Genomic DNA, 22745 nt, shown 5'->3' with positions numbered 1-22745 from the left:
TGCTATTTGCGCCTGCTATTTTTTGTTTAACCGAACCCTAGCACGAACACTGGAGAACGCGATGCCCTACAAGACGATACTGGTTCACGCCGACCTTTCTGCGCATTCCGCGCAGCGGGTGCGAGTGGCCGCAGCGCTCGCGGCAGAACACGATGCCCACCTGGTGCTGGCGGCGATGACCGGGCTGTCCCGCTTTGCGATGACCGGACTGGAAGTGGCCGGCGCCGACCCGGTGATGAACTCGCACCGCGCGCTGCTGCACCAGCGCGCCAACCAGGCGCTCGACGCCGCAGAGAAGATAGCAAGCCAGGCCGGCGTGGCCAGCGTGGAGCGGCGCCTGGTCGATGACGAAGCGGCGGGCGGCATCACACTGCAGGCGCGCTACAGCGACCTGGTCGTGATCAGCCAGGAAGACCGCGACGAACCCATCGTGGGCTCAGCCGAGAATTTTCCGGAATACGTGATCCTGAACTGCGGCCGCCCGGTGCTGATCATCCCCTTCGCGGGCCAGTTTTCGCAGGCAGGAAAACGGGTGCTGGTGGCATGGAACGGCACCCGCGAGAGCACGCGCGCGGTGACCGACGCCCTGCCCCTGCTGAAAAAGGCGGACAAGGTGGAAGTGGTGGTCTTCAATCCCGATGCGGACAGCGACCTGCATGGCCCCATGCCTGGCGCAGACATCGCCCTGTACCTGGCGCGGCACGGAGTAAACGCGGAAACCATGATCGAGACCGCCGCATCGGACCCCGGCGAGGCCTTGCTGTCGCTCGCCGCCGACCTGTCGTCGGACCTGGTGGTGATGGGCGGCTACGGGCATTCGCGCTTCCGCGAGATATTGCTGGGCGGGGTCACGCGCACGATCTTGAAATCGATGACGGTGCCGGTGCTGTTTGCGCATTGAGGAGGGGCGCTGCCGGCGGTAGCGCCTGATTACGTCGCCGTAATGAGATCACTGGCGGCCTGCCTTCCCTTTGAGGCTGATCATTACCCATATCCGTGGGTGAGCAGTTTTGTGGATTTGCGGCTCTCTGGCTTGCGGTTCGTGTGGCTGGGTTTGATGGCTGTGGTTGTGAAGCCGGGAGACACCCCGGCGGGTGTGTTCCTTTCTTTTAGAAAAAGAAAGGAACCAAAGAAAAAACGTCAAAACCCACTTGGCCAACGGCGGGGCCGAACGCCAACCAGACGCGAATGTCTGGGCTAATCCAGTGCGACGTTCGCGAGAAAAGATCTCAAGGCTGGGGTGCCGCTTACCTAATCAGCCAAACCCATGAAGTGCCTTATACCGATGACCGGCGCACCGTTGACTCTTAATGTTTTTCGAAGCTTCAAACAAGCGACGGGTCTGTTTCACGAACGGCAGAGAGCGGCAGAAAATCGCCTGCGACATCCGCGCCCCCTGACAATCCGCCCTCAAGAGCCAATTAGCGGCTTCGAAAATAATTGGGAGTCAACGAACGGTGGTGTGCGGTCGGCGGCATTGAAGCGGGTTGACTGATCCCGGTCAGAAGCGAACGTGTGGCAGGACCTTCCTCGCGAACGCCGCAATGGTTTCGCCCAGGCGTCCGAGTCTGATTGCCTATCGAAGCGTGCGTTGGCCAAGTGGGTTTTGACCTCTTTTCTTTGGTTCCTTTCTTTTTCTAAAAGAAAGGAACACACCCGCCGGGGTGTCTCCCGGCTTCACACCGACAGCCATCAAACCCAGCCACGCCAACCGCAAGCCAAAGAGCCACAAAATCGCTCACCCACAGTTATGGGCAACGATCAGCCATAAAAGGGAAAAGCCATAAAGTCGATCGGTCATTGATGCTCAGGAAACCGGATCCCCGAGCCCGATAGGCGCCGGGGCGATATTCACGATCAGGGTGAAAAGGCGCTCGAAGTCGCCCTTCAGGTCCTTCTTCTCGAGCGGATCGGTATTGGCAGCAAAGGCGTTGCCAATCGCGGCCCAGTCGGCCTGGTCCAGTTGTTGCTCTGCCCCCGGAATGATGGTCTCTTCCTCGACACGCATGTGGCCGAAATAAAATTCGGCGTACTGCTCGACCATTTCCATGAACGGCACATAGGCCTGCTCGCCGGCGAACTCCAGGCGGATCAGCATGTGCTCCAGCTTGTGCACCAGGGCCTCTCCCTGCGCATGCTGTGCTTCCAGCTTGTCCAGCGCACCGTCAAAGTCGTGGGTGCGATCGCGCAGACGCGCGAACAGGAACTGGTCTTCCTTTGGATGATGCAGGCGTTCCGGATATTCGCTGATGTAGAAAAGCATGGCGCGCAAGACTTTCAGGTCAGGCGCGACCTTGGTTTTCGCCATCTGGCGGGTCAGGTGCAGCATGCCGTGGATGACGGCGGCAAGCCTGCTGTGTTCATCGCGTATCAGCCGGACCGCGTCGCGGGCTGCATGGGAGGGCTGGACCGTACTGGTCGCGGCTGCAGTGCTGTTCATGTCTCTTCTCCAGATCGGATGATGCGTCTATTTCTTGAGCGGATACACCAGCACTGGCGCGACGGCGTGGGCCAGCACCTTTTGGGTCTGGCTGCCCATCAGCATGCGTTGCATGCCGGTGCGGCCATGGGACGCCATCCAGATCAGATCGCAGCCGAACTCGCCAACGGCATTGACGATCTCGTCGGCAGCGGAAAAGCCAGTGACTACCGTCGTCTTGCAGGACACGTTCTTCGTTGCGGCCAGTTCAGCAACATGCTGCACATGCTTCTCCGCTGCCTCGCGCAAGGATGCTTCGAAGCTGCTCATGTCCGGCACCACGCCGCCTTCGGCGCCGAGCGGAAAGGGGTATGCCTCTGCTACGCCGATCGCAACCAGGCTGGCACCGGTTTCGCTGGCAAACGACACTGCCGCCTCGATTGCACGTTCAGACAGCTGCGACCCATCGGTGGGCACGAGAATTTTCTTGAACATCGTCTCTCTCCTTATCCGGGGAACTCCCGGTCAACAAATATTGGATCAGGTCGCGCACCGGCCGTATGGCATTGCCGAACGGGAGTGGTTCGGAACCGCGGAAGAACAGCCCGCGCTCAACGTCGCCCTGCAAGGCAAAGGCCAGCTGCCGGTCAATGCAGAATTGTCCGGCGCGGGCAATGCCATCGCGCAGGCCGCATTGCTGCAGGCAGTCGAATCCGACCGTGCACTCGCGTACAGTGGCCCGCGACTGCAGCTTGGCCTCCTTGTGCAGGTAGTTGTCGAGCCAGGGCGTGCGCACGCCGCGCGCAGGCAGGCCGGCCACGCTCATGAAGGTGACAATGTCTTCCGGCTTCGCCTCGGCCAGCACGCGCTTGAAATTCGAATGCGCGTCGCCTTCCTCGCTGACCGCGAACGGCGTGCCGAGTTGCACCCCGGAAGCGCCCAAGGCAAGCAAAGCTCTCACCTGGGACGGGTCGTGTATGCCGCCGGCCACGATCAGGGGTATTTTTTCGGATTCGATGCCGAGGCCGCGGAACACCTCGAACGTGCCTTCCAGCACCTTTTCGAAGGCGAAATGCGGCGAATCGACATCTTCAATGCGAGCCGCACCCAGATGGCCAGCTGCATGGCGCGGATTTTCGATGACAATCGCGTCCGGCAACCGGTTCTTGCGCATCCACTTCTTCAGCAGCAACGAAATGCCGCGCGAATCGGACAAGATCGGTATCAGCGCCACATCCGGATAGGCGGCGGTCAGGTCGGGCAGGTCAAGCGGCAAGCCGGCGCCCGCAACCACGGCGTCGGCGCCGCTCTCGCAGGCCTGCCGCACCTGGCTGGCGTACTGTTCCAGCGCACGCATCACATTGACTGCAATTGCGCCCTGGCCTTGCGCGATCGCCTTCGCCGCCTGTATCTCGCGGTCGAGTGCCAGCAGGTTGGCGGCGTCGATCTCGGCCTTGTCGTGGCTGCGCGCGGTCTGCGCCATCAGGTCAGGATGATGGCGGCGCAGGTCGACGCTGGAAATCGTGCCCAGGGCATTTTGCCGCGCCACGCTTCCAGCCAGGCGGTGGGCCGAAATGCCCACCCCCATGCCGCCCTGCACGATCGGCAGCAGTGATTTATTGCGAAGACGGAGCAGCGGCAGATCGGTATGCAACACAATAGGCTTCCAGAAACGGTCGGGTTTGCGGCAGCGTAACAAACGGGGGTGCAAAAAAATTTGACTTGCATCAAAAAGCTACCGATCGCGATGGCCGGCCTGACACTGGCCGGATTGTCATCCTCTCGCAGATACCGGCCCAATCCCAAGCGGACTTCGGCTCGCAACTCGCCCTGCAACTTTCCCCTGCACTTCCCCCCTGTATCATGCGCATCTTGCGCCGCCCGGCCCGACCCACTCATGCTTTCCGACAAAGATATGATGCATAAGTACACCATTGTTTCCAGAACCGCTTGCCGCCTGGCAGTCACGTTTGGCTTGCTGCTGTCCGCCGCCCCGGTGCTTGCCCAGGAATGGCCATCCAGGCCAATCCACATGATCGTCCCCTTCGGTCCCGGCTCCACGCCGGACCTGCTGGCCCGCACGCTGGCAGAGAAGCTGACATCCCGCCTTGGCAAGCCGATCATTGTCGAGAACAAGTCCGGTGCTGGCGGCAATGTCGGTACCGGCCTGGTGGCAAAGGCAGCGCCCGATGGTTACACGATAGGCGTGACGATTTCCGGCCCGCTTGCCGCCAACACCATCCTCTACAAGAACCTTTCGTACCAGCCGCAGCGCGACATCGCGCCGGTCTCGATCGCCGCCACTCAGCCGAGCGTGCTGGTGGTGCCGTCGCGGCTGAACATCCGCACTGCCGCCGAATTGCTGGCCGCATTGCGTGCCAATCCGGGGAAATTCAACTATTCGTCGATGGGCAGCGGCAGCATTTCCCACCTCGCCGTGGAAGCCCTGGCCGCACAAAGTGCAACCGAGCTGGTGCACGTTCCGTACGCGAGTTCAGGCCAGGCCGTGACGGCGCTGCTGGCAGGTGATACGCAGCTGGCGGTGCTGCCGGCGGCGGCCGTGATGGCGCAGGTGAAAGCCGGCAAGCTGAATGCACTGGCGGTGGCGACGGCGCGCAGGTCCGCGGTCGTTCCGGAGTTGCCGACGCTGTCCGAAGCAGGCATACGCGATGTGCAGGCGGACGCCTGGATGGGGGTGATTGCGCCGGCGAAGACGCCGGCCGCGATCCTGAGCCGCCTTCAGAACGAAGTGATCGGGATCATGCGTGCCGAGGACGTGCGGCAGAAACTGCAGGCCCTATGGATGGAACCGGTCGGAAGCACGCCGGCGGAGTTCAGTGCGACGGTACAGGCAGACCTGGAGCGGTGGCGGCCGATCATCAGGAAGCACAATATCGTGCTTGATTGAGGATGATGTCGCGAATGCTTTTTCGCAGTAAAAGCGTGAACGGCCGAGCGACTCAATGGCTCCCTCCCTTTCAAGGGGAGGGAGCGTTCATGGCGTGCGTCGGGCTACGCCACGAATCAGGATGGGACTATGCCCCCGGCCCGCCAATCGTGAACGATTCCAGGTACTCCGGCACCCGGCAACGCCAGTGCAGTTGCTCTTCGATTTGCCGGCGCATGGTGTCCGCAGCATCCGGTTCGCCGTGCGTGATGAAGACCTGCCGCGGCGGGGTGGAAAATCCCTTCAGCCAGTCGATGATCTCGCTTGAATCCGCATGCGCTGACAGGTTGTCGATCTGCTCCACTTGCGCGCGCACCGGATAGTATTCGCCGTGGATCTTGATGGCGTCGGCGCCACCCAGCATCGCGGCGCCGCGCGTGCCACCGGCCTGATAGCCGGCGAACAGCACCGTATTGCGGCGGTCGCCGACAAAAGCCTTCAGGTGGTGCAGCACCCGGCCACCGGTAGCCATGCCGCTGGCTGCGATGATGACCATCGGCACCCGCCGCAGGTTGAGCGCTATCGACTCCTCCACCGATGTGACGATTTTCACGCTGTCCCATATGGCCCGGCACTGCTCGTGCGTCAGCTTGTGATCGCTGGAATGCCTGATATAGGTCTCGGTCGCGTTCACTGCCATCGGGCTGTTCAGGTACACCGGCAGCCCCGACGGTATCCCGCCGGACTGCTTCAGCATGTACAGGTAATGCATGATGATCTGGGCGCGGCCGACTGCGAAAGAGGGAATGACGGTGACACCGCCGCGCGCGGCGGTCTCGCGCACTATGCGCCCCAACTCTTCCATCGGATCGGTGGCGAGGTGTGGCTTGTTGCCATAGGTTGACTCCACCACCACGTAATCAGCCTGCGCGATGGTTTCTGGCGGCGCCATGATGGCGTCGTTGGGACGGCCCAGGTCACCCGAAAAGGCAATGCTGGTATCGCCATGGCGGATCAGCGCGCTGGCGGCGCCGAGTATGTGGCCCGCCCGCGAAAACCGCACTTCCAGTCCATCCACCTCGAAGGCCTTGCCGAACTTGACCGGCTCGAATGACTTCAGTGAATGCTCGGCATCGGCTTCGGTGTACAAGGGCAGCGCCGGATGATGCTTCGAAAAGCCGCGGCGATTCGCGTAGGCCGCTTCTTCCTCCAGCAAGTAACCACTGTCGGGCAACAATATCTTGCACAGGTCCCAGGTCGCTTCGCTGCAATAGATGCGGCCACGGAATCCGTTGCGCACCAGCAGTGGGATATAGCCGCTGTGATCGAGATGGGCATGCGTCAGGATCACCGCCTTGATCGACGACGGATCGACCGGCAGCGGATCCCAGTTGCGCAAGCGCAGTTGCTTGTAGCCCTGGAACAAGCCGCAGTCGACCAGCACGTGCTTGTTGTCGTAGGTCAGCAGGGTTTTTGATCCGGTGACAGTATTGGTTGCGCCGAGGAAGCGGATTTGCATGTTTGGTCGAAAGCGGAGGATGAGCAACAATTATAGGAGATGGCGCCGCCATCGCGGGCCTGTAGTGCCTACAGGGCCATCAGCGGCGGCTCCTGCATCAGTGCCACCTGCTCGCGCAACTCCAGCACCCGGTCCTGCCAGTAGCGCTGGGTGTTGAACCACGGGAAGGCCAGCTTGAATGCAGGATCGTTCCAGCGCGACGCCAGCCATCCGGCGTAGTGGATCAGCCGCAGCGTTCGCAGCGCTTCCACCAGGTGCAATTCGCGTGGCGAAAATTCGCAGAAATCCTCATATCCTGCCAGCACATCCTGCAATTGCAGGCGCATCTCGTCCCGCTCGCCCGAAAGCAGCATCCACAGATCCTGTACCGCCGGCCCGGTCCGGCTGTCATCGAAATCCACGAAATGCGGACCGGCATCGGTCCACAGTACGTTGCCGACGTGGCAGTCGCCATGCAGGCGGATCAGCGGGACCTTGCCCGCGCGCTCGTAACTGGCGCGCACAAGATCGAGCGCCTGCGTGGTGACGCTCTCCCAGGCCGGAAGAATGTCCGGCGGCAGGAAGTCATGTCGCAACAGGTATTCCCGCGGCGCTTCACCGAAGCTGGCAATGTCCAGCGCGGGCCGGACCAGGAAAGGCCGCGTCGCGCCAATCGCATGCAGCCGGCCGATGAATCGGCCCAGCCATTCCCGCGTCCGGCTGTCGCCCAGCTCGGGCGCCCGTCCGCCGCGACGGGGAAACACCGAAAAGCGGTATCCGGCATGGTGGTGCAAGCTCACGCCATCCCGCACGATCGCTGCCACCACCGGCACCTCGGCCTCGTCCAACTCAGCCACGAATGCATGCTCCTCCGCAATCTGCTCGTCGCTCCAGCGCTGCGGCCGATAGAATTTGACCACCACCGGCGGCCCTTCCTCCATGCCCACCTGGTAGACCCGGTTTTCATAGCTGTTGAGCGCCAGCAGGCGGCCATCGGCGGCAAAGCCGACGCTTTCCAGTGCATCCAGAACTGTATCCGGGCCCAGGGCCCCGAAGTCACATTGTGTATCCATTCGACCGATTGTAGTCCCGTAGCCTCACCCCATACCGTTTAGACCTGAAAAACGACCTATCGTCGGAGAAATGTTGCCGTAGAGAATCTCTCCTCTACTATTACCGAACAATACGTACAGGAGCGCACATGACCACCATCCATCACTTCCCTTCCACCTTGCGCCGCATGGCGGGATTTTCGTTGATCGAACTAATGGTCGTCGTGGTCATCGTTGGCATCCTGGCAGCGGTAGGCATTCCGAGCTACCAGCAATACGTGGTCAAGGGAAAGCGCTCCGCGGCCCAGGCGCAGATGATGGAAATCGCAAACCGGGAACAGCAAATCCTGCTGGCGAACCGAGCGTATGCCAGCAAGAGCGAACTGGAAACAGCCGGCTATTCAATGCCGGGCGAACTCAGCAGGGTATATACATGGGACGTGACGGTCGCCACCGGCACGCCGCCGACGTTCACCATCACATTCACACCGGTTTCCGGCGCTTCGCAAGCATCTGACGGCACTCTGACGCTGACCAGCGAAGGCGTGAAGTCGCCGGCCGGCAAATGGTAAGCCGCATGGCATCAGGGCGGCGCGCCGCGCGCCAGCACGGCGCCTCGCTGATCGAGGTGCTGGTCACCATCGTCATCCTCGGATTCGGCATGCTCGGGCTGGTCGGACTGCAATCCCGGCTGCAGGTATCGGAAATGGAGGCCTACCAGCGGGCCCAGGCGCTGATCCTGCTGGACGACATGGCGCAACGGATTACCGCCAATCGCAGCTTCGCCACCAGCTATGTGACCGGCACAACTACGCCGCTGGGCACTGGCAGCAACTGCACGCTGGACACCTCGGCAACGCGAGCCGTGCAGGACGTCTGCGAATGGACCAACGCCTTGCAGGGCGCGGCAGAGATGCAAGGCACGTCCAAGGTTGGCGCTTTCATCGGCGGCCGGGGTTGCGTGGAGAACCTTGGCAACGGTGAATACATGGTGACCATCGCCTGGCAGGGACTGGGGCCGCTGGTGGCGCCACCAGCCAGCATTGGCTGCGGCCAGGGGCAATACAACGGCGCCGCCGGTTCCAGCTGTGTCAACGATCTGTGCCGGCGCGCGATCACCACCATCGTTCGCATCGCGACACTGACCTGACATGAGACCTCATTTGTTACGTCCGCGCTGTTTCCCACCCCGCAGTTTCCACCCCTCTCGCCAGGCAGGGCTGAGCCTGGTCGAGCTGATGGTTGGGGTCGCCATCAGCCTGACCATCCTGGTCGCGCTGGTGACAGTGTTCGTCAACACCTCGCGCAACAACGCCGAACTGGCCCGCACCAACAGCCAGATAGAAAACGGCCGGTTCGCCATGCAGCTGCTGCAAGGCGAACTGACGCATGCTGGTTTCTGGAGCACTCATCTGCCCCAGTTCGACGACCTGACGCTGACCTCGATTCCTGGCGATGTTCCGGCCAGCGTGCCTGACCCCTGCCTGGCCTATACGGCTGCGAACTGGACCAGCAGCTACAAGTCAGGGCTCCTCGCAATCGCCGTCCAGGCCTATGACGCCGCCCCGGCCGGTTGCAGCGCCGTAGTGGTCGACCAGCAGCCCGGTACCGACGTGCTGGTGGTGCGCCATGCCGAGACCTGCGTTGCGGGAAGCGGCGGCAACTGCGCGGCGGATACTGCCGGCGCGCTCTATTTCCAGGCATCCCAATGCGCCGCTGAAATAGTGGGCTCGGCCCGCACCGGCAGTACGTCGACTACGCTCCGGATGGCGACCGCCGCTTCCGCCGTGGACGAAGCCTATGCCGGCATGACATTGCGCATCATCAGTGGAGCAGGCGCGGGACAGTCGCGCACGATCACGACCTATTCGGGCCCGACCCGGGACGCAACGGTGGACACGGCCTGGACCACGACCCCGGACGCAAGCTCGGTCTACTCGCTCGATCCTGTGCTCGACACCGCCGGCTTCAACCTGCGCAAGCGCGATTGCGCGACGGCGGCGGACAAGCGCAAATTCATTTCCACCATCTATTACGTGCGCAATTATGCCGCCAGTGCCGGCGACGGCATACCGACCCTGGTGCAGTCGCGCTTCGACCTGCAGGGCGGCACGCTGGCCCACCCGGCCACGGTGACGCCGCTGATCGAGGGCATAGAAGGCTTTCGCGTCGAACTGGGCATCGACAGCCTCTCCGACGCCGCCAGCGCAGTGAATTTTGCGCAGGCGGTGAGCTGGGCCAATCCCAGTGTGCTGACATCGCCGACCAACCGCGGCGACGGTATCGCGGACGGCGCTTTTGTCCACTGCAGCACCGCGGTGCCATGCACCGTCAGCCAACTGATGAACGTGGTCGCGCTCAAGCTTTACCTGGTCGCCCGCTCGCGTGAAAGCACGCCGGGCTATGCCGACACCAAGACCTACACGCTGGGCAACGCTGCCTGGTCGATACCGGGCGGTTCGTCGTCATTCAAGCGCCATGTGTTTTCCGGCGCAATACGCATGACGAACATATCCGGCAGGAGGGAGACGCCATGACGATTGCGCGCAGACGGCAACGCGGATGGCAACGAAGCGGGAAACCCTTGCAGCGGGGCGCGACCCTGATCGTCGGCCTGATCATGCTCGCGGTGATCACGCTGCTGGTGTCCTCCGCATTCAACCTCAGCACCACCAATCTCAAGGCGGTCGGCAACATGCAGCGGCGGGCGGAGGCAGTCGCGGCTGCCAACAAGGCCCTCGAGCAGGTAATCAGTTCGCCATTCACCACCGCACCGGCCGCCGACGAGATCAACGTGGACATCAACAACGATGGCTCCAATGACTATGTGGTCGCCATCGCCGCACCGACCTGCGTGATGGCGTCCCGCGTCAGCCAGGCATCCGGCACTGGCACGGCCAGCAGCCTCTCCCTCGGCCTGCCGGCTGCCGTCACTTTCTACAACACAATCTGGGACATTGATGCAACGGTCAGCGACATGGCCGGCAGCAGCGCATCGGTGCGCGTGCGCCAGGGCATACGCGTGCTCCTGAGCGAAACCCAGTACAGCGCCGTCTGCAGCTGACGGCACAGGAGCCTGCAATGACATTACGATTCAACAAATGGCTGGCAGCGGTGCTGCTGTTTGCCGTCCCCCTGCTGGCGACTGCCGAGGACATCGACCTGTTCCTGGGCGTGACCCCGTCCACCGCTACCGAAGTGCCTAACGTGCTGATCATCGTCGACAACACGGCCAACTGGAACACGGCGTTCACCAACGAAATGGCGGCGCTGGCCAATACGCTGAACGGCCTGACGGTGAACAAATTCCGGGTCGGCATCATGTTCGCGGCGGAGACCGGCAGCGGCAACAACAACGTCGATGGCGGCTATGTACGCGCAGGCATGCGCCTGATGAATACCGCCAACAAGGCAAAGTACAAGACCCTGGTCGAAAGCTTCGACAAGCTCGGTGACAAAGGCAATGGCGGAACATCGAGCCTGGTGATGGCCGAGGCCTACCGCTACCTGACCGGCGGCACGCCCTATGCCGGCAATGGCAAGGCCAAGACCGACTACAACGGCAACACCTCGGGCACGAGCGCAGACCAGGTGATCTACGCACTGACCGGGAATGCGCTATCGTCGAAAACCGCGACCACCTACAACTCGCCGGTCGCTTCGGGCTGCGAGAAGAACTACATCATCTACGTCAGCAACGGCCCGTCCAACGACAACAATTCCGCGATCACCCAATCCAATTCAATGCTGAGCGCGGCCGGTGGCAGCACCACCCAGCTGGCGATCTCGCCCACCGGTTCGCAAAGCAATCCGATCGACGAATGGGCGCGCTTCATGAAAAGCAGCAGCCTGAATGCGGTGACCTACACGGTCGATGTCGATCCGACCACTACCGGCCAGGGACCGGGCTGGAGTGCGGTGCTCAAGAGCATGGCGAATGTCAGCGGAGGGCGCTATGTGCCGGTCAGTTCCTCCGCCGGGTCGGCGGCGCTGGAGGCCACGCTCGGCAAGATTTTCACCGAGATCCAGTCGGTCAACAGCGTGTTCGCCTCGGTCAGCTTGCCGATTTCGGTCAACACCCAGGGCACCTACCTGAACCAGGTCTACATCGGCATGTTCCGCCCGGACGCCAGCAATTTCCCGCGCTGGCCTGGCAACCTGAAGCAATACAAGATGGCCTACATCAACAACGTGCTCAAGATGGTGGACGCGGATGAGAACAGTGCGATCAATGGTCTGACCGGCTTTGTCACCGAATGCGCGCGCAGCTACTGGACGCCGACCAGCGCCGACAGCTACTGGGCATTCCGGCCACAAGGTGTGTGCATACCCCCTTCCGGCTCGGCCAGCGACCTGTACCGCAACTCCAACTACCCGGATGGCAACATCGTCGAAAAGGGTGGCCAGGCTTACATGACGCGTTCCTCCACCACCCGCACGGTGAAGACCTGCTCCAGCACGTTTTCTTCCTGCACTGAACTGCTCGATTTCAACAACACCAATGTCAGCGCCAGCAACCTGGGCGTATCGACCACGACCGAGCGTGACACGCTGATCAACTGGGTCAAGGGTCTGGATACGCAGGACGAAGATGTAGACGGCACCACGACCACTGAAATGCGGCCCTCGGTGCACGGCGACGTGGTCCACTCGCGCCCGGTCGCGATCAACTACGGCACCGATGTGGCGCCATCCATCGTCGTGTACTACGGCGGCAACGACGGCCTGCTGCGCGCGGTGAATGGCAACCGCAGCACCAGCATCACGACCGGCGGCACCACCTATGCCGCAGGCCAGGAGTTGTGGACCTTCGCCCCGCCGGAGGCATTCCCGGTGTTCAAGCGCACCTACGACAACAGCACGCAAATACTGAACCCGAATAACGCCACAGGCTTGCCCAAGCCATACGGCGTGGACGGCACCATTACCGCCCACCAGAACGGCAGCAATGCATGGCTGTATGCAACCATGCGCCGCGGTGGCCGCGCGCTGTATGCGTTCGACGTCAGCACCCCCGGCACCCCGGCCCTGAAATGGAAAGTCGGCTGCCCGAGCAACTTCCCTGTCTCGGGAACGGTCAGCGATACCGGCTGCAGCACGGGCTTTTCCGGCATGGGCCAGACCTGGTCTTCGCCGAAGATCGTCAAGTCCAGCGGCTACGGCAGCGGCAATTCGCCAATGGTGGTGATGGGCGGCGGCTACGACACCTGTGAAGACGGCGACCCCCAGACCTGCAGCAGCGGTACCCCCAAGGGCAACATGATCTACGTGATCGATGCCGATAGTGGCGCCTTGCTGAAGTCGCTGCCGACAGCGCGCAGCGTGGTCGGCGATATCGCGATCGTTCCAGACACCGCGACCGGCCTGGCCAAGTACGCGTACGCAACGGACCTGGGAGGAAACGTCTACCGGGTCGACATCGGCAGCAGCGCACCAGGCTCCTGGACCATCACCCGCGTGGCGGCGCTCGGTTGCGATTCGCTGGCCAGCACCTGCACCGACAACCGCAAGTTCATGTTCGGTCCTGACGTGATCTTCGAGAACGGCATGTACACCCTGCTGCTGGGTTCTGGCGACCGCGAGAAGCCGCTCACCAACTACACCCATGCATATGGCGTGGCCAACCATTTCTTCATGCTGCGCGACGATCCGACAAACGTCAGCTGGCTGACTTCGGAAAGCGCCAACTGCTCGGCCACCAGCGTGATTTGCAAGGGCTCGTTGCTGCAAATCACAGCGTCCAGCACGCCAACCGTGGCCGAAGTCGAAGCGAAGAAAGGCTGGTACCTCGATCTCGCCGCCGGCGAAAAAGTGGTGACGTCATCGATCACGCTGTTTGGCACCGTCACCTTCAGCACGCACCAGCCGGCGGTCGCCACGGCGTCCAGTTGCAGCGCCAATCTTGGCACCTCGCAGGTCTACAACATCAGCTATGCAAATGCTGCGGCTGCAAACGGCGTGGCGCGCTACCAGCGCATCGTCGGCGACGGCTTGCCTCCATCGCCGGTGGCGGGCCTGGTTACGCTGGACAACGGCCAGACCGTCCCGTTCGTGATCGGCGCCAGCCCCAATTCGCCGCTGGAGGCGTCTCCCGGCGCGCCAAGCCCATCCAGTTCAGTGACGCAGCCCAAGAGCCGCGTCTACTGGTACATCCAGCAATAAGGGACGGGCGCCATGCAAACCCGTCATAACCGCGGTGTCACCCTGGTCGAGCTGATGATCACGCTCGCCATCTTTGCGATCCTGATCGCGGTGGCGGCGCCATCGTTCAACGACATCATGCTCGGGCCACGCCTTGGCAGCTACGCCAATTCCATGAGCGCCAGCGCGACGCTGGCGCGTAGCGAAGCGATCAAGCGCAACGCCGCGGTCACCCTCTGTGCATCGTCCGACGGCGCCAGCTGCGCCACCAGCGGCGACTGGGAACAGGGTTGGATCGTCATCAGCGGCACCTCGGTGATCCAGCGGCAACAGGCGCTGCCATCGCACTACAAGGCGCTGGAAACGCTGGCCGCCAGCCGCAGCTTGAGTTTCCAGTCCACCGGCGCGGGAGCGACCCAAGCTGCGATCAGGTTCTGCCAGGCCACGCCCGCCGCAGGCCCCCAGGAACGTGTCGTGACGATCAGCGCAACCGGCCGCACCTCGGTCGCCACCACCCGCACCGGCTCCTGCGCCTGAAATGAGGCGGATGCGCCGCCCCGGATTCCTGCTGCTGTCCGGCGCCGTGCACGCCGGGCTGGTGCTGGCCCTTGCGCTGCATCCAGGACCGGGCGGCTTCGAGCCACCGCGGCTGGGACCAACATCGGTATCGGTGCGGCTGCTTCCCGCTGCCGGCGGCGCCACCGCCGCGGCCCAGGAAGCGGGGACTGCCAGCGCCGGGCCGGCCGCTGCAACGCAAGAGCCGGCGCTGCCTGCCGCGCGCGACCCGCAGCGGGCCACGCAACCCGATGCCTGGCTGCCGAGCGGGCGCCTGACCCGGCTTCCGGTCCCGCTCGATTCGGTCGACCTCGATCCGGCCGAGATGCAGCCGGCCGGATTCAGCGGCCGCATCGAACTCACCTTGCTGGTGGACCGGCATGGCCGGGTCAGGGATGTGCAGTCCAACAGCCGCGATCCGGGAGCGCGCGCTTTTGCCGAGCGCGTTGCCGGCCGGTTCCGCGCCGCTCGCTTCACGCCGGGTGAAATAGACGGAGTTCCCGTCAATGCCCTGCTGAAGATTGCTGTCGTCAGCGAACGCAGCACCAGCGCCGACATGTGAAACCCCGGCTTGCGTCGAATGGTGGCATACGGCGGTTGGCCCAAGTACACTAGTGGCTTTCCTCCTTGACGGTCCCGCCCATGCGCCTCGACATGCCCCTGACAGACAGGGAGTTCGATGAACTCGACCACTTCCTGCTATCCGATCGCTGCAGCGACGAATGCATGACACTGGATGCGCTGCACGGCTTCCTGACTGCGCTGCTGATCGGCCCTGTTCCTGTCCCGATGGAAGAGTGGCTGCCACGGATCTGGGGTCCGTCCGCAAAGGATGCCCCCAAGTTCCGCACGCCAAAGGAAATGGAGCGCATCACCGGTCTGATCGCCCGCTTCAGCAATGAAATCGCGATGACTTTCGAAGTCGCGCCCAAGGATTTCGAACCCCTGTTCTCGCAGTTCGAGGCCGATGGCCATCAATACATCGATGGCGAACCATGGGCGTGGGGATTCTGGGAGGGAATGCAGATGCGCGCCCAGGACTGGGACGCTGCCTGGGAGTCAGACCTCGGCCCGCTGTTGCAGCCGATCTACCTGCTCGGCGCCGAGGAACTGGAAGACGACGAAATGCCGCTGGTCGACACCCCGGCCAAGGTACACCGGCTGTCGCTGGAGATTGAAGCCGCCTTGCCGGAAATCCGGCGTTACTGGATCGCGCACCGCAAGCCGGGCGTGCCAATCGAGCGGGAGGCGCCCAAGACGGGACGCAATGATTTGTGCGCGTGTGGCAGCGGCAAGAAATACAAGAAATGCTGCGGGGCGCATTGAGGGGATGAGCGTCGACGGCCGATCGACTTCATGGCTCCCTCCCTTTCAAGGGTGAGTATTACCCATAACCGTGGGTGAGCGGTTCTGTGGTTTTGCGGCTTCCTGGCTTGCGGGTGGTGTGGCTGGGTTTGATGGCTGTGGTTGTGAAGCCGGGAGACACCCCGGCGGGTGTGTTCCTTTCTTTTGGAAAAAGAAAGGAACCAAAGAAAAGACGTCAAAACCCACTTGGCCAACGGCGGGTCCGATTGCCAACCAGACTCGGATGTCTGGGCTAATCCAGTGCGACGTTCGCGAGAGATGATCCCTCGGCTGTACGCCGCTTACCTAATCAGCCAACCCCATGAAGTGTCTTATACCGATGCCCAGCGCACCGTTGACTCTTAAATTTTTTCGAAGCTACAAACAAGCCACGGAGGGGATCAATTCAGGAACGGCAGAAATCCCCTGAGATCCCCATTCCCGCTGCCAATCGGACCTCAAGAGCCAATTTGCGGCTTCGAAAATAATTGGGAGTCAACGAGCGGTGGTGTGCGGTCGGCGGCATTGAAGCGGGTTGGCTGATCCCGGTCAGAGGCGAACGTGTGCCAGCACCTTCCTCGCGAACGCAGCAATGGTTCGGCCCAGGCGTCCGAGTCTGGTTGCCTATCGAAGCGGGCGTTGGCCAAGTGGGTGTTGACGTCTTTTCTTTGGTTCCTTTCTATTTCTAAAAGAAAGGAACACACCCGCCGGGGTGTCTCCCGGCTTCACAACCACAATCATCAAACCCAGCCACACCAGCCGCAAGCCAGAGAGCCAGAGAGCCAGAGAGCCACAAAACCACAGAACCGCTCACCCACGGTTATGGGTAATGCTCACCCTTGAAAGGGAGGGAGCTACAAGGTCGATCGCCCATTGCCGCCCTCCAAGTCGAGATGCGGGCAATGCTCGGTCCTCGCCCCACCCTACTCCTTGATGAAATTCTCGCGGTAGTACTTCAGTTCCTCGATCGACTCCAGGATATCGGCCAGCGCCGTATGCTTCTGCTGCTTCTTGAAGCCGCTGTGCACCTCCGGCTTCCAGCGGCGGCACAACTCCTTCAGCGTCGATACATCGAGGTTGCGGTAGTGAAAGAACGATTCCAGCTTCGGCATCCCGCGCGCCATGAAGCGCCGGTCCTGGCAGATGGTGTTGCCGCACATCGGCGATTTGCCGTTCGGCACGAATTTGCGCAGGAAATCGATCAGCACATCCTGCGCCTGTTCTTCAGTGATCGTCGACGCCTTGACTCGCTCGATCAGCCCCGACCTTCCATGCGTGCCCTTGTTCCAGGCGTCCATGCCGTCGAGCATTTCGTTGGATTGGTGAATTGCCATCACCGGACCTTCGGCAAGTATGTTCAGCTGCGAATCCGTCACGACCACAGCCACTTCAATGATGCGGTCGGTGTCCGGGTTCAAGCCGGTCATTTCCATGTCGACCCAGACCAGGTTGAATTCATTGGGCCTGTTGGCAGCCGCTTGGGCGGGCGGGTGGGCAGGCTGCCCGGCGTTGGAATCGGTCGCTTGTGACATAATCATTTCCTCTTCAGAACCGCGCATTTTCTCACAGGCGCCCGCCACCATGTCCTCGCAGTTGTTTTCAATCGTATTTGTCGGCTTCCTGTTGCTGACCCTTTCCATCCGTTTCTGGCTGAGCTCGCGCCAGATTCGCCATGTGCTAGCGCATCGCGATGCCGTGCCGCCACAATTTGCCGAACGCATCCCCCTGTCCGCCCATCAGAAAGCAGCCGACTACACGGTGGCAAAAGGTAAATTCGGACTAGTCCTCATGCTGCTGAATGCCGGCGTGCTGATCGGATTCACCCTGCTGGGAGGCCTGCAGTGGCTGTCGAGCACCGTGTTGGCCATGACCGGCCCCGGCATGTTCTACCAGCTCGCGCTGATTGGCGCCTTCGTCCTGATTTCGGGTCTGATCGAACTCCCCTTCGACTATTACAAGCAGTTCAGCCTGGAGCAACGTTTCGGATTCAACAAGATGACCAGGCCGCTGTTCTTTTCGGATCTGGCGAAGTCGATCCTTCTGGGCGTGGCGATGGGCTTGCCGCTGATCTGGATCGTATTGCTGCTGATGGAGAAATCCGGCGACCTGTGGTGGTTGTATGCGTGGATGGTGTGGAGCGGATTCCAGCTGCTGATGCTGGTGCTGTTCCCGACCGTGATCGCGCCGCTTTTCAACAAATTCACGCCGCTGGCCGATGACAAGCTGCGCCAGCAGATCGAGGCGCTGATGCAGCGCGTCGGCTTCGCGTCAAAGGGCCTGTTCGTCATGGACGGCTCGAAGCGCAGCGCCCACGGCAATGCCTATTTCTCCGGCTTCGGCGCCGCCAAGCGCATCGTGTTCTTCGACACCTTGCTGTCGCGACTGGCGCCGGATGAAGTCGAAGCCGTACTGGCCCATGAACTGGGGCATTTCAAAATGCGCCACATCATCAAGCGCATCGTCGTGCTGTTCCTGGCCTCGCTTGGATTCCTGGCACTGCTGGGCTACCTGAAGACGCAGGCCTGGTTCTATTCCGGGCTCGGTGTCGACCCGACGCTGGCCGCCAGCAACGACGCGATGGCGCTGATCCTGTTCATGCTGGTGCTGCCGGTGTTCACCTTCCTGCTGTCGCCGCTGAATTCGCTGACTTCGCGCAAGCATGAATTCGAGGCCGACGCATTCGCTGCCCGCCACAGCAGCGCACGCAATCTCGTGTCCGCGCTGGTCAAGCTGTATGAAGACAACGCCGCCACGCTGACGCCCGATCCGGTGCATTCGGCGTTCTACGATTCGCATCCGCCGGCCACGATCCGCATCAGCCGCTTGCTGGAACAAGCAGCATGACCGGCGCCGAACAGCTGCGGCAGCGGACCTGCCGTCACACGGACAGCGCTCTGGACGAGGCGACAATCGCCGAATTGCTGGCTGCGGTTCCTGGCTGGCAACGCGAGGGGCAACGCATCGTCCGGCATTTCCGCTTCGACAACTATTATCAGACGCTGGCCTTCGTCAACGCGCTGGCATGGATCGTCCACGCCGAAGACCATCATCCGGAACTGAACGTCACCTATAACTGCTGCGTGGTGAAGTTCGACACCCATTCCGTCAATGACGGCAAGGGCGGACTCTCGGAAAACGATTTCATCTGCGCGGCCAAGATCGACCTGCTGCTGGCCGCTTCCGCATGAGTACACTGCGCGGCACCATCATCGCGGCCCATGGGCGTCATTACATTGCCCAGGCCGGAGCCGAACGGCTGCAATGCGTTACTCGCGGCAAGAAAAGCCATGTCGCAGTCGGCGACATGGTCGACCTCAAGAAAACCTCCGGCGACCAGGCGGTCATCGAGCGGGTCGCCGAACGCAAGACGCTGCTGTACCGCTCGGACCAGTACAAATCGAAATTCCTTGCAGCCAATGTCGACCAGATCCTGATCATGGTCGCCACCGAGCCGGGGTTTACCGAGGACCTGGTGTCGCGCGCGCTGGTTGCCGCCACCGCCGCCGGCGCGCAAGCGCGCCTGCTGCTGAACAAGACCGATGTCGAGGCCGGACTGCAGAAGGCGCGCGAACGGGTGGCCCGCTATGCGCAACTGGGCTATCCGGTCCATGAGCTGTCGGTCCGGGCCTATCCGGAGCAGGCAGTCGCGCTGCTGGCGCCCTTGCTGGCCGGCCATACCAGCATCCTGATCGGACAGTCCGGCATGGGCAAATCCTCGCTGGTCAACCTGTTGGTGCCCGATGCCGACATTGCGGTGCGCGAAATTTCCGAAGCGCTCGATACCGGCAAGCACACCACCACCTTCACCCGTCTCTACCAGCTGAACGACGACACCGCCATCATCGACTCGCCAGGCTTCCAGGAATTCGGACTGCATCACCTGACCGAAGGCATGCTGGAGCGCGCCTTCCCGGAGTTCGCTCCCGCCCTGGGAAAATGCCGTTTTACCAATTGCCATCACGTGGCCGAGCCGGATTGCGCGGTGCTGGAAGCGGTGCGCCGCGGCGAGATTTCGCAGGCACGGCATGGCCTGTACCTGCAACTGCGGCACGAATCGATGCAGACGATAGGCTACGGCTGACCGGCCACCGAGCGGCGGGATGGGCTTTTCGGTCTGCCTTTTCGAAAGAAAACGCCTTATAATTGAACAAGTTACAAACTCCGGCGGCCGGCGCCAGCTTGGCCGCCGTTTTCATTCATGGCGATCAAACACTTCCTGCAGTTCTCCGACTTCACGCTTGACGAGTTCGAGTACGTGATCGACCGTACTCGCCTGATCAAGCGCAAGTTCAAGAACTACGAGCCGCACCACACGCTGCTCGACCGTACCCTGGTGATGGTGTTCGAGAAAAATTCGACCCGCACCCGGCTCTCGTTCGAAGCCGGCATGCACCAGATGGGCGGCGCCGCGATCTACCTGAACACCCGCGACAGCCAGCTCGGGCGCGGCGAACCGGTGGAAGACGCGGCGCAGGTCATGTCACGCATGTGCGACATCATCATGGTGCGCACCTTCGGCCAGGACATCATCGACCGCTTCGCCGCGTTCTCGCGGGTGCCGGTGGTTAACGGCCTGACCAACGAACACCATCCGTGCCAGGTGCTGGCCGACGTCTACACCTATATCGAACATCGCGGGTCGATCGCGGGCCGCAAGGTGGCCTGGATCGGCGATGCCAACAACATGCTGTATTCATGGCTGCAAGCGGCGCAGGTGTTCGGGTTTCACCTGCATGTGTCCACGCCGCGCGGTTATGACATCGACCCGGCGCTGGTCGCGCCGGGCAACAGCAACTACACCGTGTTCGCCTCGCCGTCGGACGCCTGCGGCGGCGTCGACCTGGTCACGACCGATGTCTGGACCAGCATGGGATTCGAAGAAGAAAACTCAGCCCGCGTCAAAGCCTTCGACGGCTGGATCGTCGACGAAGCGAAAATGGCGCGCGCGCAGCCCGATGCGCTGTTCATGCACTGCCTGCCTGCGCATCGCGGCGAGGAAGTCTCGGCCGGCGTCATCGATGGCCCGCAGTCGGTGGTGTGGGACGAAGCCGAAAACCGCTTGCACGTACAGAAAGCACTGCTGGAATACCTGTTGCTGGGCCGGCTGTAGGCGACGCGCCTGACCGGCCAGCCCCGCATTTGAAATCTTGTTGATGGAAGAAAGAAGAGCATGAGCGATATCAAGAAAGTCGTCCTCGCCTACTCAGGCGGCCTGGATACCTCAGTCATCCTGAAATGGCTGCAGGACAATTACCACTGCGAGATCGTGACCTTCACCGCCGACCTCGGACAGGGCGAAGAGCTGGAACCAGCGCGCCAGAAGGCGCTCAAGTTCGGCATCAAGCCGGAAAACATCTTCATCGATGACGTGCGCGAAGAGTTCGTGCGCGATTTCGTGTTTCCGATGTTCCGCGCCAATACCGTCTATGAAGGCGAGTACCTGCTGGGCACCTCGATTGCGCGCCCGCTGATCGCCAAGCGCCTGATCGAGATCGCCCGTGATACCGGCGCCGATGCGATTTCGCATGGTGCCACCGGCAAGGGCAACGACCAGGTTCGCTTCGAACTCGGCGCCTATGCGCTGATGCCGAACGTGAAAATCATCGCCCCATGGCGCGAATGGGACCTGCTGTCGCGCGAAAAGCTGCTGAAATACGCTGAAGATGCCGGCATCGACATCGACATGAAGCACAAGAAAGGCGGCGCTCCGTACTCGATGGACGCCAACCTGCTGCACATCAGCTTCGAAGGCCGGCACCTGGAAAACCCGGGCGCGGAAGCCGAGGAATCCATGTGGCGCTGGACGGTCAGCCCGGAAGCCGCCCCGGACGAAGCAGAATACCTCGACATCGAATACGAGAAAGGCGACATCGTCGGCCTCAATGGCAAGCGCCTGTCGGCTGCCGCCGTGCTGACCGAGCTGAACCGCCTGGGCGGCAAGCACGGCATCGGCCGCCTCGACCTGGTGGAGAACCGCTATGTCGGCATGAAGTCGCGCGGTTGCTATGAAACGCCGGGCGGCACCATCATGCTGCGCGCCCACCGCGCCATCGAGTCGATCACGCTCGACCGCGAAGTCGCCCACCTGAAAGACGACCTGATGCCGCGTTATGCTTCGATGATCTACAACGGCTACTGGTGGTCGCCGGAGCGCGTCGCACTGCAAACCCTGATCGATCACACGCAGCAAAGCGTGAACGGCTGGGTGCGCGTCAAGCTGTACAAGGGCAACGTCATCGTCGTCGCACGCGACTCGAAGACCGATTCGCTGTTCGACCAGACGATCGCCACCTTCGACGAAGACTTCGGTGCCTACAACCAGGCCGACGCTGGCGGATTCATCAAGCTCAATGCGCTGCGCATGCGCATTGCCGCCAACGCCCGCACCAGGCGCGGCCAGTAATGACCTCTTTGCCGCCTGGCTCCGACGAGCCGGGCGGCAATCAACGATCCGTGATCGATTCCGGACGCGTTTTCAGGCCCGCTTTCAGGCCCACTTTTACACCCATTTTCAAGCCAATCATGACTGCTCAATTCGACGAAGTTACCGTCATCAAGAAAGCCAACGTCTATTTCGACGGCAAGTGCGTATCGCACACCGTGCTGTTTGCCAACGGCACCAAGAAATCCCTGGGCGTGATTTTCCCGTCCTCGCTGGTGTTCAACACCGGCGTGCCGGAAATCATGGAACTGAACGGTGGCAAGTGCCGCGTGCGCATCAAGGGCCAGCAGGACTGGCACACTTATGCAGCCGGTCAGAAGTTTGAAGTGCCGGGCAATTCCAGCTTCGAGATCGAAACGCTGGAAACGCTGGACTACGTTTGCCATTACGAGGCCTGACGGTCTCTC

The 22745-nt window shown here is 62.0% G+C and carries 22 protein-coding genes; 16 read left to right on the top strand and 6 right to left on the bottom strand.

Translation table 11 applies throughout. The features are described from left to right. The first annotated feature begins 61 nt into the window (after positions 1-61). The gene (locus tag FVE66_RS01590) at positions 62-901 is read left to right on the top strand and encodes a universal stress protein (RefSeq protein WP_151445636.1); all 840 of its coding nucleotides are present in this window, start codon (positions 62-64) and stop codon (positions 899-901) included. Between the two features lie 906 nt (positions 902-1807). Here the strand turns inward: FVE66_RS01590 and FVE66_RS01585 are convergent. From FVE66_RS01585 to FVE66_RS01575, 3 genes are read right to left on the bottom strand one after another with little or no spacing between them, the layout of a single operon-like run. Next, complete coding sequence (locus FVE66_RS01585; protein ID WP_151445635.1) at positions 1808-2440, bottom strand: hemerythrin domain-containing protein; 633 nt, start codon at positions 2438-2440, stop codon at positions 1808-1810. Positions 2441-2467: 27 nt separating this feature from the next. Continuing rightward, the gene (locus FVE66_RS01580; RefSeq protein WP_151445634.1) at positions 2468-2914 is read right to left on the bottom strand and encodes a universal stress protein; all 447 of its coding nucleotides are present in this window, start codon (positions 2912-2914) and stop codon (positions 2468-2470) included. After that, the gene (locus FVE66_RS01575) at positions 2868-4079 is read right to left on the bottom strand and encodes an NAD(P)H-dependent flavin oxidoreductase (RefSeq protein ID WP_421829120.1); all 1212 of its coding nucleotides are present in this window, start codon (positions 4077-4079) and stop codon (positions 2868-2870) included. The genes FVE66_RS01580 and FVE66_RS01575 overlap by 47 nt, the downstream gene beginning before the upstream one ends. A gap of 237 nt (positions 4080-4316) precedes the next feature. Between FVE66_RS01575 and FVE66_RS01570 the strand changes: the two genes are divergently transcribed. Continuing rightward, positions 4317-5327 (top strand): Bug family tripartite tricarboxylate transporter substrate binding protein, encoded by a 1011-nt coding sequence (locus FVE66_RS01570; protein ID WP_241672963.1) that lies wholly within the window; start codon positions 4317-4319, stop codon positions 5325-5327. A 127-nt stretch (positions 5328-5454) separates the two neighbouring features. Here the strand turns inward: FVE66_RS01570 and FVE66_RS01565 are convergent, their stop codons facing one another. Together FVE66_RS01565 and FVE66_RS01560 are read right to left on the bottom strand one after the other, a co-directional pair. Next, positions 5455-6825, bottom strand: a complete 1371-nt coding sequence (locus FVE66_RS01565; RefSeq protein ID WP_151445633.1) for an MBL fold metallo-hydrolase RNA specificity domain-containing protein — start codon at positions 6823-6825, stop codon at positions 5455-5457. A 68-nt stretch (positions 6826-6893) separates the two neighbouring features. Then, on the bottom strand, positions 6894-7877 hold the full coding sequence (locus FVE66_RS01560; RefSeq protein ID WP_151445632.1) for a serine/threonine protein kinase: 984 nt from the start codon (positions 7875-7877) through the stop codon (positions 6894-6896). A 128-nt stretch (positions 7878-8005) separates the two neighbouring features. Between FVE66_RS01560 and FVE66_RS01555 the strand changes: the two genes are divergently transcribed. The 8 genes from FVE66_RS01555 to FVE66_RS01520 all read left to right on the top strand — a co-directional run bounded on the left by FVE66_RS01555 (position 8006) and on the right by FVE66_RS01520 (position 15878). After that, positions 8006-8428 carry a type IV pilin protein gene (locus FVE66_RS01555; protein WP_151445631.1) on the top strand — a complete coding sequence of 141 codons (423 nt, stop codon included), beginning with the start codon at positions 8006-8008 and terminating at the stop codon, positions 8426-8428. Between the two features lie 5 nt (positions 8429-8433). After that, a complete protein-coding gene (gene pilV, locus FVE66_RS01550) occupies positions 8434-9006 on the top strand; it encodes a type IV pilus modification protein PilV (RefSeq protein WP_241672962.1) in 573 nt (190 codons plus the stop codon). A gap of 1 nt (position 9007) precedes the next feature. Then, positions 9008-10393: a PilW family protein gene (locus FVE66_RS01545; RefSeq protein WP_151445629.1), complete on the top strand. Its 1386-nt coding sequence runs from the start codon at positions 9008-9010 to the stop codon at positions 10391-10393. Further along, on the top strand, positions 10390-10920 hold the full coding sequence (locus tag FVE66_RS01540; protein WP_151445628.1) for a pilus assembly PilX family protein: 531 nt from the start codon (positions 10390-10392) through the stop codon (positions 10918-10920). The genes FVE66_RS01545 and FVE66_RS01540 overlap by 4 nt, the downstream gene beginning before the upstream one ends. 17 nt (positions 10921-10937) lie before the next feature. Beyond that, complete coding sequence (locus FVE66_RS01535) at positions 10938-14018, top strand: pilus assembly protein (RefSeq protein ID WP_151445627.1); 3081 nt, start codon at positions 10938-10940, stop codon at positions 14016-14018. Positions 14019-14030: 12 nt separating this feature from the next. After that, the gene (locus FVE66_RS01530; RefSeq protein ID WP_151445626.1) at positions 14031-14534 is read left to right on the top strand and encodes a GspH/FimT family pseudopilin; all 504 of its coding nucleotides are present in this window, start codon (positions 14031-14033) and stop codon (positions 14532-14534) included. Between the two features lie 10 nt (positions 14535-14544). Continuing rightward, on the top strand, positions 14545-15114 hold the full coding sequence (locus tag FVE66_RS01525) for an energy transducer TonB (RefSeq protein WP_151445625.1): 570 nt from the start codon (positions 14545-14547) through the stop codon (positions 15112-15114). An 80-nt stretch (positions 15115-15194) separates the two neighbouring features. Further along, positions 15195-15878 carry a UPF0149 family protein gene (locus FVE66_RS01520; RefSeq protein ID WP_151445624.1) on the top strand — a complete coding sequence of 228 codons (684 nt, stop codon included), beginning with the start codon at positions 15195-15197 and terminating at the stop codon, positions 15876-15878. A gap of 941 nt (positions 15879-16819) precedes the next feature. Here FVE66_RS01520 and orn read toward each other — a convergent pair. Continuing rightward, positions 16820-17428 carry an oligoribonuclease gene (gene orn, locus FVE66_RS01515; protein WP_151445623.1) on the bottom strand — a complete coding sequence of 203 codons (609 nt, stop codon included), beginning with the start codon at positions 17426-17428 and terminating at the stop codon, positions 16820-16822. A gap of 49 nt (positions 17429-17477) precedes the next feature. On the opposite strand from orn, the gene FVE66_RS01510 reads away from it, so the two are divergent. The 6 genes from FVE66_RS01510 to ppnP all read left to right on the top strand — a co-directional run bounded on the left by FVE66_RS01510 (position 17478) and on the right by ppnP (position 22736). Then, complete coding sequence (locus tag FVE66_RS01510; protein ID WP_151445622.1) at positions 17478-18740, top strand: M48 family metallopeptidase; 1263 nt, start codon at positions 17478-17480, stop codon at positions 18738-18740. Further along, positions 18737-19084, top strand: a complete 348-nt coding sequence (locus FVE66_RS01505) for a 4a-hydroxytetrahydrobiopterin dehydratase (protein ID WP_151445621.1) — start codon at positions 18737-18739, stop codon at positions 19082-19084. Before FVE66_RS01510 ends, FVE66_RS01505 begins: the two co-directional genes overlap by 4 nt. Next, the gene (gene rsgA, locus FVE66_RS01500) at positions 19081-19977 is read left to right on the top strand and encodes a ribosome small subunit-dependent GTPase A (RefSeq protein ID WP_151445620.1); all 897 of its coding nucleotides are present in this window, start codon (positions 19081-19083) and stop codon (positions 19975-19977) included. The genes FVE66_RS01505 and rsgA overlap by 4 nt, the downstream gene beginning before the upstream one ends. A 117-nt stretch (positions 19978-20094) precedes the next feature. Then, the gene (argF, locus tag FVE66_RS01495; protein ID WP_151445619.1) at positions 20095-21006 is read left to right on the top strand and encodes an ornithine carbamoyltransferase; all 912 of its coding nucleotides are present in this window, start codon (positions 20095-20097) and stop codon (positions 21004-21006) included. A gap of 60 nt (positions 21007-21066) precedes the next feature. Next, positions 21067-22299, top strand: a complete 1233-nt coding sequence (locus tag FVE66_RS01490) for an argininosuccinate synthase (protein ID WP_151445618.1) — start codon at positions 21067-21069, stop codon at positions 22297-22299. 119 nt (positions 22300-22418) lie between these two features. Beyond that, positions 22419-22736, top strand: a complete 318-nt coding sequence (ppnP, locus tag FVE66_RS01485) for a pyrimidine/purine nucleoside phosphorylase (protein ID WP_151445617.1) — start codon at positions 22419-22421, stop codon at positions 22734-22736. Positions 22737-22745 lie beyond the last annotated feature (9 nt).

The sequence above is a fragment of the Lacisediminimonas profundi genome (genome assembly GCF_008831265.1).
Classification (GTDB): domain Bacteria; phylum Pseudomonadota; class Gammaproteobacteria; order Burkholderiales; family Burkholderiaceae_D; genus Lacisediminimonas; species Lacisediminimonas profundi.
This window is presented reverse-complemented; position numbering and strand designations above follow the sequence as displayed.

What these genes read in the sequence shown, in the direction of transcription:
- FVE66_RS01590 (WP_151445636.1), top strand. Translation starts at nt 62, where the DNA reads ATGCCCTACAAGACGATACTGGTTCACGCCGACCTTTCTGCGCATTCC.
- FVE66_RS01585 (WP_151445635.1), bottom strand. Translation starts at nt 2,440, where the DNA reads ATGAACAGCACTGCAGCCGCGACCAGTACGGTCCAGCCCTCCCATGCA.
- FVE66_RS01580 (WP_151445634.1), bottom strand. Translation starts at nt 2,914, where the DNA reads ATGTTCAAGAAAATTCTCGTGCCCACCGATGGGTCGCAGCTGTCTGAA.
- FVE66_RS01570 (WP_241672963.1), top strand. Translation starts at nt 4,317, where the DNA reads ATGCTTTCCGACAAAGATATGATGCATAAGTACACCATTGTTTCCAGA.
- FVE66_RS01565 (WP_151445633.1), bottom strand. Translation starts at nt 6,825, where the DNA reads ATGCAAATCCGCTTCCTCGGCGCAACCAATACTGTCACCGGATCAAAA.
- FVE66_RS01560 (WP_151445632.1), bottom strand. Translation starts at nt 7,877, where the DNA reads ATGGATACACAATGTGACTTCGGGGCCCTGGGCCCGGATACAGTTCTG.
- FVE66_RS01555 (WP_151445631.1), top strand. Translation starts at nt 8,006, where the DNA reads ATGACCACCATCCATCACTTCCCTTCCACCTTGCGCCGCATGGCGGGA.
- pilV (WP_241672962.1), top strand. Translation starts at nt 8,434, where the DNA reads ATGGCATCAGGGCGGCGCGCCGCGCGCCAGCACGGCGCCTCGCTGATC.
- FVE66_RS01545 (WP_151445629.1), top strand. Translation starts at nt 9,008, where the DNA reads ATGAGACCTCATTTGTTACGTCCGCGCTGTTTCCCACCCCGCAGTTTC.
- FVE66_RS01540 (WP_151445628.1), top strand. Translation starts at nt 10,390, where the DNA reads ATGACGATTGCGCGCAGACGGCAACGCGGATGGCAACGAAGCGGGAAA.
- FVE66_RS01535 (WP_151445627.1), top strand. Translation starts at nt 10,938, where the DNA reads ATGACATTACGATTCAACAAATGGCTGGCAGCGGTGCTGCTGTTTGCC.
- FVE66_RS01530 (WP_151445626.1), top strand. Translation starts at nt 14,031, where the DNA reads ATGCAAACCCGTCATAACCGCGGTGTCACCCTGGTCGAGCTGATGATC.
- FVE66_RS01525 (WP_151445625.1), top strand. Translation starts at nt 14,545, where the DNA reads ATGCGCCGCCCCGGATTCCTGCTGCTGTCCGGCGCCGTGCACGCCGGG.
- FVE66_RS01520 (WP_151445624.1), top strand. Translation starts at nt 15,195, where the DNA reads ATGCGCCTCGACATGCCCCTGACAGACAGGGAGTTCGATGAACTCGAC.
- orn (WP_151445623.1), bottom strand. Translation starts at nt 17,428, where the DNA reads ATGTCACAAGCGACCGATTCCAACGCCGGGCAGCCTGCCCACCCGCCC.
- FVE66_RS01510 (WP_151445622.1), top strand. Translation starts at nt 17,478, where the DNA reads ATGTCCTCGCAGTTGTTTTCAATCGTATTTGTCGGCTTCCTGTTGCTG.
- FVE66_RS01505 (WP_151445621.1), top strand. Translation starts at nt 18,737, where the DNA reads ATGACCGGCGCCGAACAGCTGCGGCAGCGGACCTGCCGTCACACGGAC.
- rsgA (WP_151445620.1), top strand. Translation starts at nt 19,081, where the DNA reads ATGAGTACACTGCGCGGCACCATCATCGCGGCCCATGGGCGTCATTAC.
- argF (WP_151445619.1), top strand. Translation starts at nt 20,095, where the DNA reads ATGGCGATCAAACACTTCCTGCAGTTCTCCGACTTCACGCTTGACGAG.
- FVE66_RS01490 (WP_151445618.1), top strand. Translation starts at nt 21,067, where the DNA reads ATGAGCGATATCAAGAAAGTCGTCCTCGCCTACTCAGGCGGCCTGGAT.
- ppnP (WP_151445617.1), top strand. Translation starts at nt 22,419, where the DNA reads ATGACTGCTCAATTCGACGAAGTTACCGTCATCAAGAAAGCCAACGTC.